Annotated in this window: 17 protein-coding genes; 12 read left to right on the forward strand and 5 right to left on the reverse strand. The window is 64.3% G+C overall.

Annotation, left to right across the window (positions count from 1 at the left end):
• Positions 1–27: 27 nt before the first annotated feature.
• The 8 genes from AB3X98_RS06175 to AB3X98_RS06210 all read left to right on the forward strand — a co-directional run bounded on the left by AB3X98_RS06175 (position 28) and on the right by AB3X98_RS06210 (position 6,734).
• Positions 28–672, forward strand: coding sequence for a TIGR00645 family protein (locus tag AB3X98_RS06175; RefSeq protein ID WP_069262503.1), 645 nt, complete (start codon positions 28–30; stop codon positions 670–672).
• 53 nt (positions 673–725) lie between these two features.
• On the forward strand, positions 726–2,249 hold the full coding sequence (locus tag AB3X98_RS06180) for a fumarate hydratase (protein ID WP_368604880.1): 1,524 nt from the start codon (positions 726–728) through the stop codon (positions 2,247–2,249).
• A 201-nt stretch (positions 2,250–2,450) separates the two neighbouring features.
• Complete coding sequence (gene bfr, locus AB3X98_RS06185) at positions 2,451–2,930, forward strand: bacterioferritin (protein ID WP_342945484.1); 480 nt, start codon at positions 2,451–2,453, stop codon at positions 2,928–2,930.
• 70 nt (positions 2,931–3,000) lie between these two features.
• Entirely contained in the window at positions 3,001–3,861 is an 861-nt protein-coding gene (murI, locus tag AB3X98_RS06190) for a glutamate racemase (RefSeq protein ID WP_256094518.1), read from the forward strand.
• A gap of 366 nt (positions 3,862–4,227) precedes the next feature.
• On the forward strand, positions 4,228–4,482 hold the full coding sequence (locus AB3X98_RS06195; protein WP_028208420.1) for a bacterioferritin-associated ferredoxin: 255 nt from the start codon (positions 4,228–4,230) through the stop codon (positions 4,480–4,482).
• Between the two features lie 288 nt (positions 4,483–4,770).
• Positions 4,771–5,502, forward strand: a complete 732-nt coding sequence (locus AB3X98_RS06200) for an energy transducer TonB (RefSeq protein WP_368604879.1) — start codon at positions 4,771–4,773, stop codon at positions 5,500–5,502.
• Positions 5,503–5,549: 47 nt separating this feature from the next.
• Positions 5,550–6,296, forward strand: a complete 747-nt coding sequence (locus AB3X98_RS06205; RefSeq protein WP_069262508.1) for a MotA/TolQ/ExbB proton channel family protein — start codon at positions 5,550–5,552, stop codon at positions 6,294–6,296.
• An 18-nt stretch (positions 6,297–6,314) separates the two neighbouring features.
• Positions 6,315–6,734: an ExbD/TolR family protein gene (locus AB3X98_RS06210; RefSeq protein ID WP_368604878.1), complete on the forward strand. Its 420-nt coding sequence runs from the start codon at positions 6,315–6,317 to the stop codon at positions 6,732–6,734.
• 417 nt (positions 6,735–7,151) lie between these two features.
• On the opposite strand, the gene AB3X98_RS06215 is transcribed toward AB3X98_RS06210, so the two are convergent.
• Positions 7,152–8,192, reverse strand: coding sequence for a LysR family transcriptional regulator (locus AB3X98_RS06215; protein WP_368604877.1), 1,041 nt, complete (start codon positions 8,190–8,192; stop codon positions 7,152–7,154).
• A 121-nt stretch (positions 8,193–8,313) separates the two neighbouring features.
• Between AB3X98_RS06215 and AB3X98_RS06220 the strand changes: the two genes are divergently transcribed.
• The 4 genes from AB3X98_RS06220 to hemP all read left to right on the forward strand — a co-directional run bounded on the left by AB3X98_RS06220 (position 8,314) and on the right by hemP (position 10,691).
• Entirely contained in the window at positions 8,314–9,195 is an 882-nt protein-coding gene (locus tag AB3X98_RS06220; protein WP_342945481.1) for a pirin family protein, read from the forward strand.
• A 137-nt stretch (positions 9,196–9,332) separates the two neighbouring features.
• Positions 9,333–9,731, forward strand: coding sequence for an OsmC family protein (locus AB3X98_RS06225; protein ID WP_069262510.1), 399 nt, complete (start codon positions 9,333–9,335; stop codon positions 9,729–9,731).
• A gap of 38 nt (positions 9,732–9,769) precedes the next feature.
• The gene (locus tag AB3X98_RS06230; RefSeq protein ID WP_133183540.1) at positions 9,770–10,255 is read left to right on the forward strand and encodes an SRPBCC family protein; all 486 of its coding nucleotides are present in this window, start codon (positions 9,770–9,772) and stop codon (positions 10,253–10,255) included.
• A gap of 175 nt (positions 10,256–10,430) precedes the next feature.
• Positions 10,431–10,691, forward strand: coding sequence for a hemin uptake protein HemP (hemP, locus tag AB3X98_RS06235; RefSeq protein WP_069262511.1), 261 nt, complete (start codon positions 10,431–10,433; stop codon positions 10,689–10,691).
• Between the two features lie 275 nt (positions 10,692–10,966).
• Here hemP and AB3X98_RS06240 read toward each other — a convergent pair whose 3' ends face one another.
• The 4 genes from AB3X98_RS06240 to AB3X98_RS06255 form a co-directional block, all read right to left on the reverse strand.
• A complete protein-coding gene (locus tag AB3X98_RS06240; protein WP_342945480.1) occupies positions 10,967–11,374 on the reverse strand; it encodes a heme-binding protein in 408 nt (135 codons plus the stop codon).
• Between the two features lie 142 nt (positions 11,375–11,516).
• Positions 11,517–12,944 (reverse strand): 4Fe-4S binding protein, encoded by a 1,428-nt coding sequence (locus AB3X98_RS06245; protein WP_342945479.1) that lies wholly within the window; start codon positions 12,942–12,944, stop codon positions 11,517–11,519.
• Positions 12,941–13,786: an FTR1 family protein gene (locus tag AB3X98_RS06250; protein WP_342945478.1), complete on the reverse strand. Its 846-nt coding sequence runs from the start codon at positions 13,784–13,786 to the stop codon at positions 12,941–12,943. The genes AB3X98_RS06245 and AB3X98_RS06250 overlap by 4 nt, the downstream gene beginning before the upstream one ends.
• 66 nt (positions 13,787–13,852) lie before the next feature.
• The gene (locus AB3X98_RS06255) at positions 13,853–14,206 is read right to left on the reverse strand and encodes a cupredoxin domain-containing protein (protein WP_342945477.1); all 354 of its coding nucleotides are present in this window, start codon (positions 14,204–14,206) and stop codon (positions 13,853–13,855) included.
• Positions 14,207–14,245 lie beyond the last annotated feature (39 nt).

Here is a 14,245-nt window from a genome sequence, read left to right on the forward strand (position 1 = left end):
CGCCCGAATTCGCCATCGTGATTGCCCATGTCCGCCGCACGCCCCCAGCCGCCTTCCGCCGCCGCCCCGGGTAAAGCCCGTCGCCGCATGCGTCCGTTGCCCAGCATCATCTTCATGAGCCGCTGGCTGCAGGTGCCGCTCTACCTGGGCCTGATCGTCGCGCAAGCCGTGTACTGCGTGCTGTTCCTCAAGGAGGTCTGGCACCTCGTGAGCCACGCCACCACGCTCGACGAAACGAGCATCATGCTGGCCGTGCTCGGCCTGATCGACGTGGTGATGATCTCGAACCTGCTCATCATGGTGATCGTGGGCGGCTACGAGACCTTCGTCTCGCGCCTCAACCTGGAAGGCCATCCCGACGAGCCCGAATGGCTCGACCACGTGAACGCCGGCGTGCTCAAGGTGAAGCTCGCCATGGCGCTCATCAGCATTTCGTCGATCCACCTGCTCAAGACCTTCATCAATCCGGACGCCGCTTCGGCGCATACGGTGATGTGGCAGGTGATCATCCACGTGGCGTTCCTCGCCTCCGCGCTCGTGATGGCGTGGATCGACCGCATCACCACGCATACGCACCCCGAACACTATCAGGAGCTCGCCGCGCGCCATCCAGCGCCAGGCGGGCACGCCGCTGCGCGTCGAGCGGTTCCCGAGCACGCCGAGTCCGACTGAACCGCGCACACGGCAGACATGATTCAAAACACCCGTCCCCACAGAAGCTAGCCATGACCGTCATCAAACAGGAAGACCTCATCCAGAGCATTGCGGATTCGCTGCAATACATCAGCTACTACCATCCGCAGGACTACATCGAGGCGCTCGGCCGCGCCTACGAACTCGAAGAGAGCCCGGCCGCGAAGGACGCGATCGCGCAGATCCTCACCAACAGCCGCATGTGCGCCGAGGGCCGTCGCCCGATCTGCCAGGACACCGGCATCGTCACGATCTTTGTGAAGGTCGGCATGGACGTGCGTTGGGACGGCGCCACGATGGGCGTGACCGACATGATCAACGAAGGCGTGCGCCGCGGTTACCTGAACCCGGACAACGTGCTGCGCGCCTCGATCGTGAGCCCGCCCGAAGGCGGCCGCAAGAACACGAAGGACAACACGCCGGCCGTGATCCACTACGAGATCGTGCCGGGCGACAAGGTCGACGTGCAGGTCGCAGCCAAGGGCGGCGGCTCGGAGAACAAGTCGAAGTTCGTGATGCTGAACCCCTCCGACTCGATCGTCGACTGGGTGCTCAAGACCGTGCCGACGATGGGCGCGGGCTGGTGCCCGCCGGGCATGCTCGGCATCGGCATCGGCGGCACCGCCGAAAAGGCGATGCTGATGGCGAAGGAATCGCTCATGGAATCCATCGACATCCAGGACATCATCAAGCGCGGCCCGAAGGACTGGATCGAAGAGCTGCGCGTGGAACTGCACGAGAAGGTCAACGCGCTCGGCATCGGCGCGCAGGGTCTGGGCGGTCTCGCCACCGTGCTCGACGTCAAGATCATGGCCACGGCCACGCACGCGGCTTCGAAGCCCGTCGCGATGATCCCGAACTGCGCCGCCACGCGCCACGCGCACTTCGTGCTCGACGGCTCGGGCCCGGCAAAGCTCGAAGCGCCCTCGCTCGACGCATGGCCGAAGGTCAACTGGGAACCGAAAACGGAAACGAGCAAGCGCGTCGACCTCAACACGCTCACGCCGGAAGAAGTCGCTTCGTGGAAGCCGGGCCAGACGCTCCTGCTCTCGGGCAAGATGCTCACGGGCCGCGACGCGGCGCACAAGCGCATCGCCGACATGCTCGCGAAAGGCGAGAAGCTGCCGGTGGACTTCAAGAACCGTGTGATTTACTACGTCGGCCCGGTCGATCCGGTGCGCGACGAAGTGGTCGGCCCGGCAGGTCCCACCACGGCCACGCGCATGGACAAGTTCACGGAGCTGATGCTCTCGCAAACGGGCCTCATTTCGATGGTCGGGAAGGCCGAGCGCGGCCCGGTCGCCATCGAGGCGATCAAGAAGCACAAGGCGGCTTACCTGATGGCGGTGGGCGGCGCGGCTTACCTCGTGTCGAAGGCGATCCGCGGCTCGAAGGTCCTCGCGTTCGAAGACCTCGGCATGGAAGCCATCTACGAGTTCGACGTCCAGGACATGCCGGTGACGGTCGCCGTGGATTCGTCGGGCACCTCGGTCCACAAGACCGGCCCCGCCGAATGGCAGGCGAAGATCGGCAAGATTCCGGTTGCCACGGTTTGATGTCTGCCTGATGCCTGTTTAAAAACCGGGGCCGCGCGCCCCGGTTTTTTTTGCATCACGCGAGGCGTACTGAGATTAGTTCCCAGCACTGAGTAAATCGCCGATATACACCGCAATTCAATGTGGATTCGGCCTTGGCTTTTGTGTATTGAGCGTTTATTGTTGGAAACCAGTCACCGCCCCACAAAGAAAGGAAAGACTATGCAAGGCGACAAGAAGGTCATCGAATATCTGAACGCGCAGCTCAAGAACGAGCTCACGGCTATCAATCAGTATTTCCTGCATGCCCGCATGTACAAGCACTGGGGCCTCGAGAAACTCGGCAAGCATGAATATGACGAATCGATCGGCGAAATGAAACATGCCGATATGCTCATCGAGCGTATTTTCATGCTCGACGGTCTGCCGAACCTCCAGGACCTGCATAAGTTGTTGATTGGCGAAGAAACCGGGGAAATTCTCGAGTGCGATTTGAAGCTCGAACAGATTTCCCAGTCCACCTGCAAGGAAGCCATTGTTTATTGCGAATCGGTGCGCGACTTCGTTTCGCGAGAGATTTTCGTGACGATTCTCGAAGACACCGAAGAGCACATCGACTGGCTCGAAACGCAGATCGACCTCATCGGCAAGATCGGCATCCAGAATTACCAGCAGTCGGCCATGGGTTCGGTAGAATCCTGATCGCGCGCCTCGCGCCCGCGCGCATCCGTCCGCCTTGCGGGTGCGCCTCAACCCTATTGCGCCCATCCCCGTGAACCTTCCGGCCTCATCCAGCGCTGCGCCCATCGGCATCTTCGACTCTGGCCTCGGCGGCCTGTCGGTGCTGCGCGCCGTGCGTGCGCTACTGCCCGCCGAGCGGCTAGTGTATGCCGCCGACTCGCGCTACGCCCCCTACGGCCAGCGCGACGACGACTTCATCGCCGACCGCACGCTCGCGATCTGCGAATGGCTCGTGGCGCAGGGCGCGAAGGCGCTGGTGGTGGCCTGCAACACGGCGACGGCGCAGTCCATCGCGCTCGTGCGCGAGCGGCTCTCCATCCCGCTCATCGGGGTGGAGCCGGGGATCAAACCGGCGGCGCTGGTTTCGAAATCGCGCGTAGCGGGTGTGCTCGCCACCCAGGTCACGCTGCGCAGCGCGCGCTTTCAGGCGCTCGTGGAGCGCCATGCAGCCGACCTGCGCGTGCTGTGCCAGCCGGGCCATGGCCTCGTGGAGGCCGTGGAGCGCTGCGACATCGGTTCGGCCGACTTGCTCGCGCTACTGCGCGCATACGTCGAGCCCATGCTCGACGCGGGCGCGGACACGCTCGTGCTCGGCTGCACGCACTACCCGTTTCTCGACACGGCGATCCGCTCGATCGTCGGGGAACGGATGACGCTCGTCGACACGAGCGTCGCCATCGCGCGGCAGCTCGAACGCGTGCTCGACCAGCACGGCCTGCGCGCTAGCGGCGAGCCTGCCGGCGCGGGCGGCGACGAGATTCGCTTTTGCTCGACGAGCGACGGCGCGCACCTGCACGAACTGGCGGCCGCGCTGCTGGGTCTCGACGCCCCTGTCGAGCGCGTAGTCATCCCCTCGCGCCGCTCGCGGGAACTGGAAGCGAACGCCGCCTGACGCACCGGCGCCTCACACCGCGCGTGATACGAAGTTCGCGATTCGCGCCTCGCCCGGAAGAGCGCGTTTCAACCCCGTTTCCGCCTATCTGACTCACCCGCCTCGTTCCGCTTGGCTCCTGCCAGGAGTCTCCTGGTGAGCTCCCGCGGCAATGCTCAATCCTGCTGACAGTCACGCAACGGCTAACCGCTAGCCGGCCCGTCAAACGCCTTGACGAGCGCTCTACAAAGGCTTGCCTTTTCCTGACGCAAAGCAAAACCCCTGCTAAGCATCCGGTTTTGTTACAAAAAATCCGCCTACGCGCTTGCCAAACCCAGCAAACATAATGATAATAATTCGCATTAACTCTCTCTATTGCGGTCCATCATGATTGTCTGCGTTTGCAAATCCGTCTCCGACCGGACGATCCGCGCCTCCATTCAGGAAGGCATGGATTCTTTCGACGAGCTGCAGTTCGAGCTCGGCGTCGCGACCTGCTGCGGCAAGTGCGAAGAATCCGTTCGTGACGTGATGGCGCAAAGCGGTGTCTGTGCGAGCCGCTGCGGGGTCACGCAACCGGCGCACCCCGCCGTGGTCCCCCATGCGGTTCCGCTCACGTTTTACGAGCGCAAGGCTGCCTGAAGCCATGGCGCGCATCCGGCCACCGATGCGCGCCCGCCCCGTCCGCCCGTTTAGCCGGCGGCGCCTCAGGCGCCACGCGCCGCGGACGTCAAATCGCCGCCGACAGCAAGCCCGTCTCCCGACCAGCCAGCTACCGCTCGTACCCCTCAAAGGAGGTCGTGATGGAATTGCTGCTCGGATTCGTAACGACGTTGTGCATCTCGCTGTTGATCTTTCGCAAATAAAGCTGCCCGACACGACGCGTAGGTTTGCCTGCGCGCCGTCGTCCGCATGGCAGCCACGCTAAACATGCAGGCTTTCCAAACCACCGCTGGCACGCTGCCGTCTCCCTCCATTCGCGTCAACCGCCGTGTCGTCACCGCGAGCGCGATCGTGGTCGCGCTGCACGCCGCGCTCATCGCCGTCGTGCTGATGAAGCGCGAACCCGTGACGCCCGTCGCGCTCCAGTCGCAGACGATGATGGCCGAACTGCTCAAGCCCGAACCGGTCGCCGCCCCCGCTGCGATTCAGTCCACGCCCACGCCGCCTCCGCCCAAGCCGGTCCCGCACGTGACGCGCGAGAAGCCGAAAGTTCAGCCCAAGCCCAAGCCAACACCGCTGCCCGTGGCCGAAGCGCCCTCGCAGCACGCGATCGAATCGGCCGCGCCCACGGCACCCACGCCGCCGGCTCCCACGCCGCCCGCACCGGCACCGCAAGCCGCGGCGGCCACCGACGCCAGGCCGACCATGGCGCTCTCGGCGCCGAAGAACGTCTCGCACCTCGACTGCCGCATCGTGCAGCCCGACTATCCGACGCTCTCGCGCCGGCGCGGCGAAACCGGCACGGCATTCGTGCACTTCGTCGTGGGCCTCACGGGCAAGATCGAGAACATCGAGCTGAAGAAGTCGAGCGGCTCCACCCGCCTCGATGACGCCGCGCTCGACGCGATGCGCCAAAGCTCGTGCAAGCCGTACCTGGAAAACGGCGAAGCCGTCCGCGCGGCCTACACGCAACCATTCGAGTTCAGCCTGAACAATTGACGGGCTGAAGTCACACGCTTTCATGAATTGAATAAAGAGGATCAGGAATGCAGAACTACGGTATCGCCCACGTGTGGGCGCAAGGGGATTTCGTGACACGCGGCATCGCGCTCGCGCTGTTGATCATGTCCGTGCTGTCGTGGTGCGTGATCGTCGTGAAAGGCTGGAATGTCGCGCGCCTGAAACGCCTCACGAAGAACGCCGAGCAGCAGTTCTGGCATTCGGACGATCTCGCCGACGGCGTGAAGAAGCTCGGCAGCGGCTCGCGTGAAGACAACCCGTTCCTCGCACTTGCGCTGTCGGGCCAGGAAGCCGCCGACCACCATCACCAGACCCAGCCGCATCTGCACGACCGCATGGACGTGTCGGACTGGGTCACGCGGTGCCTCAAGGACACGATGGACGAGTCGGTCGCGAAGATGCAAAGCGGGCTCGCCATTCTCGCCTCGATCGGCAGCACGGCGCCGTTCGTCGGCCTGTTCGGCACGGTGTGGGGCATCTATCACGCACTGCTTACCATCGGTGCAACGGGTCAAACCTCGATCGACGCCGTGGCGGGCCCCGTTGGCGAAGCGCTCATCATGACCGCCTTCGGCCTCTTTGTCGCGATTCCCGCCGTGCTCGGCTACAACGCCCTCACCCGCGCCAACAAGGCGATCGTCACGAAGCTCAACCGCTTCGCGCACGGCCTGCATGCCTTCTTCGTGACGGGCGCGCGCCTCACCTCGACCGCACGCGGCGGCGCGAAGGAAGGCAACACGAGCAACCTGCGTGTCGCTGCGCGCAGCCACTAAAGAGCGGAGGCAAGTATCATGGCGATGAGCCCCTTTGCCGGCGACGACGACGATGGCCTGATGAACGAAATCAACATGACGCCGCTCGTCGACGTCATGTTGGTTCTCCTGATCGTTTTCATGGTGACGATTCCGGTAATCCGTCACGCCGTGAAGATCGACCTGCCGCATGCGAGCAGCCAGAAGGAAGACACGAAGCCCGCGCAGATCAATATCTCGATCGAAGCGGACGGTACTGTGCTGTGGGACGGCACGCAGGTCGACGACGCGGCGCTGAACCAGAAGATCGCAGCCGCGGCGCAAACCACGCCGCAACCGGAACTGCATCTGAACGCGGACCGCAAGGTGCAATACGAACGCGTGGCCCAAGTGATGTCTGCCGCGCAAAGCGGCGGCCTCACGAAGCTCGGCTTCGTCACCGACCCTGCGCATCACTGATCGCGTCACTGCACGCAACGCGCAAAATTGAGCGGTACAAAGTAAAAGGCCTTCATCGTCAGATGAAGGCCTTTTTTCGTGCGCACGCGGCGCATTCGGGCGGTGGCGGCGACTCCCCGACAATCGATCGGTTCACGCCGGCACATGCGACTGCCGTGGGCAACACGGACTGCGCTTTCGGCCCTGAAGGCCCACTATGATAGCGGCCATCAATTCCCGCTCAAGACCGGTGCTTGGCGAGAAGGACTTCAATATATTCCTCTCGCTTCGCACCTTCAAGAGCCAGGCCATTGAAAGTAGCGATGGCCGCTCACGCTTGAATGCCTAAAAACAAATGGCGCTATACGTTGCGCACAAATGCACTGCGTGAAAACTCAAGTTTCATACAAGCGCACGTGCCTGCACGTTCGCAAAGCTTCATGCAGTTTCGATCTTGCTCGCGCTCTTTGTGCGCGAGAGCCCAACCTGCCCGGCGGGTGCACTCTGCCCTTGCGCTTTCGGCGCAAGCGCGGCGATGTCGCTTTTCAGCGGACATTCCTGCTGCAAGCCCTTATCGGCATCGAGCACTTCGACGAGGTAATCGACGAAGGCACGCACGGCCGGAACCATGCCCTGGCGCGAGAGAAATACCGCATAGAGCTGCGGCACCGGCAGCGTCCAGCCCGGCATCACCGGTGAAAGCTTGCCCGAGCGCAGCGCGGCACCGTACATCATCTCCGGCAATGCCGCGATGCCGAGGCCTTCGAGCGCCGCTTCACGGATCGTCGTGAGGTCCGCGGTGATGAGGCGCGGCTCGTGTTCATGCGAGTGGCGCGTGCCATCGGGTGCGATGAGCTGAAACACGTGGCGGCCGTCGCCCGTGGGCGTGTCGAGCGTTTCGAAGCGCGCGAGGTCTTCCGGCGTGAGCGGCGGCGCGTTCTGCGCGAGCAGGCTCGGCGCGCCCACCAGCATCTGCTCGGTGCGCCACAGCGGACGCACCACGATATTGGCGTTCTGCGGCGGCTCCGAGCGCACGCGCAGCGCAATATCCACGGAGTCTTCGAACAGGTCGATCACGCGGTTCGTCACGCGCATCACTACCCGCACTTCGGGGTAGCGATGCATGAATTCCGGAATGACCTGCGAAAAGATCGTTTGCGAAAGCGTGACGGGCACGCTCACGCGCACCGTGCCGCGCGGCGACGACCGCAGCGACTGAACGACGTTCACCGCGGCCTGCGCTTCGGCGAGCATCGAGCGGCAATGCTGGTAGAAGAGTTCGCCCGCTTCAGTGAGCGCGAGCTTGCGCGTGGAGCGCTGCAGCAGGCGCACGCCGAGCGAGGCCTCGAGTTCGCTCACCCGCCTCGACAGACGCGACTTCGAGATGCCGAGCACGCGTTCGGCAGCGGAAAAGCCGCCATGCTCGATCACCTGCGAAAAGTACATCAGATCGTTGAGATTATGCGAATCGATTTTCATGTCGTCGTTCCAGCGATGGGACAATCCATTGCGATGAGGCCGTAAAACAGGCCAAATTGGCTACCTATAATAGCGGTTTGTTTCGCATATAACGCAATTCCCACAATTCGAGGTGATATCCATGACCATGACCCGTACGATCGAACGCGTGTATCCCGCGGTTCGCACCACCGAGGGTGGCGGATTCATCGTCCATCGGCCGTTTCCGACCCGCCAGCTGATGGACTTCGATCCGTTCCTGCTGCTCGACGAAATGGGCCCCGTCGATTACGCGCCCGGCGAGGCCAAGGGCGCGCCCGACCATCCGCACCGCGGCTTCGAGACCGTCACCTATATGGTCGAAGGCCGCTTCGGCCACAAGGACTCGGCGGGCCATTCGGGCACGCTGCGCCCCGGCGACGTGCAATGGATGACGGCCGGCGCAGGCGTGATCCACAGCGAGATGCCCGACCCCGAATTCACGCGTACGGGCGGCCGCATGCATGGCCTGCAGCTGTGGGTGAATCTGCCCGCGCGCGACAAGTTGATGGCGCCGCGCTACCAGGAGCTGCCCACCGAGCAGATTCCGGTGGGCCGCTCGAAGGACGGCAAGGTCTCGGTGAAAGTGATCGCCGGCGAAGCGCTGGGCGTGAAGGCCGCGATCGAAACGCGCACACCCATCCTCTACCAGCACTTCACGCTCGCGCCCGGCGCGCGCGTGGAGCAGCCGGTGCCGAGCGACTATCGCGTGTTTGCGTACGGTCTTTCGGGCACGGGTCTGTACGGGCCCGATGCGCAAGCGATCGATGCCCAGCAGATGGTGAGCTTCGCGAGCGACGGCGACACCGTCACGCTCGCCGCCCCGGCCGACGCGAGCGCGCCGCTCAGCGTTCTGTTGATCGGCGGCGTGCCGCTGAACGAGCCGGTCGTGCGCTACGGCCCGTTCGTGATGAACACGGAGCAGGAGATCCGCCAGGCCGTGCTCGACTATCAGGCCGGGCGCATGGGGCGCATCGCTCACTGAAACCGGGTTGCGCGGAGACGGGGGTTTCCGAAGCATCGCTACAGGGCGGCCCGGTTTCCGTCACAATAAGGTTCCTGGGGCGCGCCTCGCAGGTTGCGCGCCCGTCCCTCTTTAACCGTCCCGCCCGCGAGGAGCGCATGGCCGAACCCGCAGTCACCGCACACATTGGCTCGACGAACTATCAGGTCCAGTTCGACGACGGCACCCACACCTGGATCGCCGACGAACCCGCCTCGCTCGGCGGCGGCGACCGCGGACCGTCGCCCTTCTCGCTCTTGCTCTCGAGCCTTGGCGCCTGCACCTCCATCACGCTGAAGATGTACGCGCAGCGCAAGGAGTGGCCGCTCGAAGGCGTACGTGTGAAGCTCGCGATGGAAACCGGCAGCGAAGGCACGAAGATCGATCGCCAGATCGTGCTCGAAGGCGCGCTCACCGACGAGCAGCGCGAGCGCCTGCTGCAGATCGCCAACGCCTGCCCGGTCCACAAGGTCCTCACGAATACGATCACGATCCGCACGGGTCTCGCCGTCGCTTGAGCGACGGCGCGCGGACACAGACACAGGAAGGCGACGCCTTGAATTTCGAACACCTCATCCAGATCAACGATCCGCTGAACCCGCTCGTCGAGGCCATGACGCGCGAGCAGCTCTGGGAAGGACTCGTGCTGCGCGCCGAGCAGCCGCAGCTCTTCGTGATCGGGCTCGACAGCTGCACGATCCTCTCGCGCACCGAGAGCACGATGGAGCGCGAGTTGCACTATGGCCACGCCACGGTACGCGATCGCGTCACGCTCACGCCCAACGAGAGCGTGCGCTACGACATCATGGCAACCGCCGAGTACGTGGGCGGCTCGCTCACGATGACGATCGAGCAGCCCGATCCGCTACAGCTCTTTCTGCGCTTCGAGTACCGCACGACGCTGCCGACCGCCGATACCGAGGATGACCGGCAAACCTCCGAGATCGTGAAGTCGGCCTATCGCGAGTCGGACATCGACACCGTGCGTCTCATCCGCCAGTTCGTGCAGGGCGACGGCAGCGCGCCAAACGCGCTGCACTGAAGCCCCCTGGCGCTTGCCCTACCGCCCTGCGCGGCGCGGCAAGCGCCGATTCACGCTACAGCGCGCTTCGGCTCAGGCTATCGGCATTCGATTTCGATGAATATCTCGTAGTTGCAAATACGAACTATTATCATTTAGAATTCATCCATCGAATCGAGACAAAGACGTCACGTTCATGACCGAACTGAACCGCACCTCCACGCTTAGCTTGCGCCGCAACGGCAGCTCGGCATTGACCAGCGCGCGGCCCAGGCCTGCCGTCACACAGCCCCAGCCGCGCAAGGGCGCCGAGCCGGCGGCAGCTGCGGCAAGCGACGAGAGGAAACTGGATAGCGCGGCGCTGCTGCAAGGCCGCAGCCACGTGAGCATCATGCACAACGGCGAAACGTATCAGCTGCGGGCCACCCGGCTCGGCAAGCTGATCCTGACGAAATAGGCTTTACGCAGTTTTCAACCGGGTATTGTGGGGACCGCCTCCACCGAGAGGCGTTGGGGCATTAGCCAGCAACGACGGCTTGCACGCGAGATCTAGACCCCTTCGTGCAGACATCCTTCAAGCTTCAGCCAGCCGTCGAAGCAAGCCACGCCATTTTTTTGTTCTCATACCAGATCGGGGCGGCGCGCGAAGCGTGAGCCGCCCGGGACAAAAGCCGCGGCATCCGTCCGCGGCTTTTGTTTTTTCCGGCGCCGCCCGGCGCGGCAAAGGATTGCTTACTCCACCTTCAGCGCCGCGATGCCCGCGCGCGCGATGGCGGCGTCCTGGTCGGACTTCACGCCCGAGACCCCGACCGCGCCAATCACATCGCCGTTCACGCTCACGGGTACGCCGCCTTCCAGCATGCCCGTGAGCGGCGCACTCAGGAACGCCGTGCGGCCCTGCTTGATCACGTCCTCGTACACCTTGCTCTCGCGGCGGCCCAGCGACGCGGTGCGCGCCTTGGCCACGGCGATCTCCGCGCTGATGGGCGCTGCGCCGTCGAGGCGGCGCAAATGCAGCAGATGGCCGCCATCGTCGACGATGGCGATCGTCACGTGCCATTCATTCGAACGGGCGTGCGCGACGGCTGCCTCGGCTACCCGGATCACGTCTTCATCGGTCAGTACTGCTCGCGTTCGCATGCGTCTCTCCGAAAAGTCAAAAACCGGATTTGGCGAAATCGCCAACCCGGTTTTGAGAGTAACACCCAGACTTGTGCCGCGACGCGCTGATCCTTCGTATGTCGCCTATATCAGCGGCAGATGAAGAAGCGTCGAAACAGGCTCAGCGCACCCAGCCCCAGAACATGAGCCACCAGGCGCTGTCCACCACGGCGAGCGCGAGCGCAAAGCCCGCGAGCGCGAGCGCGCGCTGCCAGAACCGCGAGCTGTAGCGCCCTGTCACGCGCCACGCGAGCCACGCGCTCCAGAGGTTCGTGATGACCAGAATCGCAATGCGCACCTCGGCGGCCCAGTCGAGCGGCACGTGCTCCGCGCGCAGCAGCGAGAGCGTCGTGGCGGACAGGCCGAGGAACACGCCGGCCCCCGCCAGCGGGATCAGCGACTGTGCGAAGTGATGCAGACGGCGCATCTCGAAACGCCCGAGCACGGCAGTCGAGCCCGCGAGGATCGCGAGCAGCACGGTGCCATAGACGAGCCCCGTCGCAACGATATAAGCGACGATCATCGCGCCGTCGAGCCACGAGAAGACGTCGTTCTGCGCGGGGTAATGCGTGAGCAGGAACCACGGCGCGTTGGTATCGAGCGGCCAGGTGATGTCGCGGTCGATGAGCCAGCCCGCGAGCCACTGCTTGATGCCGATGAACCACGGCGAGCCGGTCCAGTGGAACGCGCCGATCGCCACGCCGAGCAGGCCGTAGAGAATCAGCGCCGTGTCCCACCCGCTGGCCTGGCTGTCGCCGAGTTCGACCACCTCTTGCGCCGGCGATCGCCACGAGAGCGCGATGGCGTCGCGATGGCCACTGCAGCGGCCACACATGTGGCACTGCGCCGCGCCTTTCATGTTGCGCAGCGGCACGAGCGGCGCGCAGTTCACGGGAATCACGCGATGCCCGCCGTGCTCGCCGTGCGTGTAGGAGTTGCGCCAGGCGTCTTCGTCGACCTTGTAGCGAAACGGCGCGAGGCGCGCCAGAAGCGCGAAAACCCCGTTCACGGGGCAGAGATACTTGCACCACACGCGCTTTTCGCGCCCGTACAGAAAGCCGATCACCATCGCGCCGAGCGTCGATCCGCCCAGCACCAGCAACACCGCCTTGGGGTACTGGTAGACGCTCACCATCTGTCCGTAGATCGTGGTGAGACCGAAGGCCACGAAAGGCCAGCCGCCCCAGCGCATCCAGTGCGGGATGGCGCGGCCGCGGCCGAACTTGCTCGCGAACTCGGTGAGCGCGCCTTCGGGGCACAGCACGCCGCACCACACGCGGCCGAGCATCACCATCGAGAGCAGCACGAACGGCCACCAGATGCCCCAGAACACAAACTGCGCTGCGAGCGTGAAGTTGTTCCACAGGTGCGCCGTGTCGCCGGGCAGCGGCATCGCCGCCGGCACGAGAATCAGGAATGCGTAGACAGCGACGACGACCCACTGCACGGCGCGGATCGCCGCGCCGTTACGTTGCATCCACTGGCCCGCCTGGGCGAGCTTGCCTGGGCGACCCGTTGCCTGCGTCGGGCGAGCGGATGCACAACTCATGCTGCCTTCCTCTTCGCAACCGCACCCGCGCGGCCGCTGGCGCGCCGCACGAGGAACCACACCACGAGCCAGTACACGGCATAGGCGATCAGGTTCATGAGCGCCGGATGCGCGCGGTAGCCCGTAAGCGTCGCGACGAGCGAGCCGAAGGTGCTCGAGTCGTCGAGGATCGCCGAGGAGTTCCACACCTGGTCGACGATGGTCGGCAGGATTTCCTTGTCGATCAGCTTGTCCACGCCGGTCTGGAACAGGCCCGCGCCGAGGAACAGCAGCATGATCTCGGTGATGCGGAAGAAGTGCCGCCACGAGAAGATCTTGCCGCCCAGCTGCAGGAGATAGAACGTGAGGAACGCGAGCGCGAGGCCGATCAGCACCGCGAGGTACTGACTCGCGTCCACATGGCCCGACTGGCCGAAGCCGAGGCCGTAGAGAAAGATCACCGTCTCGCTGCCCTCACGCGCGATGGCAAGCGTGACGAGAATCGTTATGCCCCACCAGTTCGCGTCCTGCGTGCTCTTTTCCAGCGACTCTTCCATCTCGCGTTTGAGCGTGCGGCCGTGCTGCTTCATCCACAGCACCATTTGCACGATCAGCACGCACGCCACCAGCACCATGCCGGTCTGGAAGTAGTCCTGCGCATCGCCCGACAGCACTTCGGTAAAGCCGACCAGCGCCGCGCCGAGGCCGATGGCGGCAAGAATGCCGAGCGCCACGCCGCCCCACAGGTACGGCACGCCGCGCCGCGCATCCGCGTCGCCGTTTTTCAGCCACGCATAAAGAATCCCGACGACGAGCAGCGCCTCGACGCTCTCCCGCCATACGATGAACATCACCTGACCCATTCAACACCTCCCGCTACCGGCGATACGCGCCGGCGGCCTGACTTCTCAATGCCCATTTGGCGACGCTCATTTGGCGACGATCACGCCCTGCGCCTGCTGATGGAAATCGTCGAAAAACTTGTACTCGCCCGGATCGAGCGGCGCGATCACGACGAAGGAGTCCGCGCCCGGCGCCAGGACTTTTTCCTTGCGCAGCTGAACGCTCTCGAACTCCGCTGCGCCCTTGCCCATATTGCGCACCTCGATCTTGATGCGCTTGCCCGCCGGCACTTCGATGCGCGCGGGGTTGAGCTTGCCGTCGGCCATTTCGAGCTTGAACGTGGGCAGATCTTCGGCGTGCGCCGTCGTAGCCACGCCCGCCAGCGACACCGCAAACGACGCGCTGAGTGCGAGCGCCGCAAACTTCCGCATTCCAGTCATTGGTTTTACCTGCTCCTTGCTGCCATTCATGCGGCGGCG

It is taken from the genome of Paraburkholderia sp. BR14312 (assembly GCF_040948675.1).
In the GTDB taxonomy this organism is placed as follows: domain Bacteria; phylum Pseudomonadota; class Gammaproteobacteria; order Burkholderiales; family Burkholderiaceae; genus Paraburkholderia; species Paraburkholderia nodosa_A.

Excerpts from the sequence above, each read along its gene's own strand:
- AB3X98_RS06175 (WP_069262503.1), top strand. The coding sequence starts at position 28 with ATGTCCGCCGCACGCCCCCAGCCGCCTTCCGCCGCCGCCCCGGGTAAA.
- AB3X98_RS06180 (WP_368604880.1), top strand. The coding sequence starts at position 726 with ATGACCGTCATCAAACAGGAAGACCTCATCCAGAGCATTGCGGATTCG.
- bfr (WP_342945484.1), top strand. The coding sequence starts at position 2,451 with ATGCAAGGCGACAAGAAGGTCATCGAATATCTGAACGCGCAGCTCAAG.
- AB3X98_RS06195 (WP_028208420.1), top strand. The coding sequence starts at position 4,228 with ATGATTGTCTGCGTTTGCAAATCCGTCTCCGACCGGACGATCCGCGCC.
- AB3X98_RS06200 (WP_368604879.1), top strand. The coding sequence starts at position 4,771 with ATGCAGGCTTTCCAAACCACCGCTGGCACGCTGCCGTCTCCCTCCATT.
- AB3X98_RS06205 (WP_069262508.1), top strand. The coding sequence starts at position 5,550 with ATGCAGAACTACGGTATCGCCCACGTGTGGGCGCAAGGGGATTTCGTG.
- AB3X98_RS06210 (WP_368604878.1), top strand. The coding sequence starts at position 6,315 with ATGGCGATGAGCCCCTTTGCCGGCGACGACGACGATGGCCTGATGAAC.
- AB3X98_RS06215 (WP_368604877.1), bottom strand. The coding sequence starts at position 8,192 with ATGAAAATCGATTCGCATAATCTCAACGATCTGATGTACTTTTCGCAG.
- AB3X98_RS06220 (WP_342945481.1), top strand. The coding sequence starts at position 8,314 with ATGACCATGACCCGTACGATCGAACGCGTGTATCCCGCGGTTCGCACC.
- AB3X98_RS06225 (WP_069262510.1), top strand. The coding sequence starts at position 9,333 with ATGGCCGAACCCGCAGTCACCGCACACATTGGCTCGACGAACTATCAG.
- hemP (WP_069262511.1), top strand. The coding sequence starts at position 10,431 with ATGACCGAACTGAACCGCACCTCCACGCTTAGCTTGCGCCGCAACGGC.
- AB3X98_RS06240 (WP_342945480.1), bottom strand. The coding sequence starts at position 11,374 with ATGCGAACGCGAGCAGTACTGACCGATGAAGACGTGATCCGGGTAGCC.
- AB3X98_RS06245 (WP_342945479.1), bottom strand. The coding sequence starts at position 12,944 with ATGAGTTGTGCATCCGCTCGCCCGACGCAGGCAACGGGTCGCCCAGGC.
- AB3X98_RS06250 (WP_342945478.1), bottom strand. The coding sequence starts at position 13,786 with ATGGGTCAGGTGATGTTCATCGTATGGCGGGAGAGCGTCGAGGCGCTG.
- AB3X98_RS06255 (WP_342945477.1), bottom strand. The coding sequence starts at position 14,206 with ATGACTGGAATGCGGAAGTTTGCGGCGCTCGCACTCAGCGCGTCGTTT.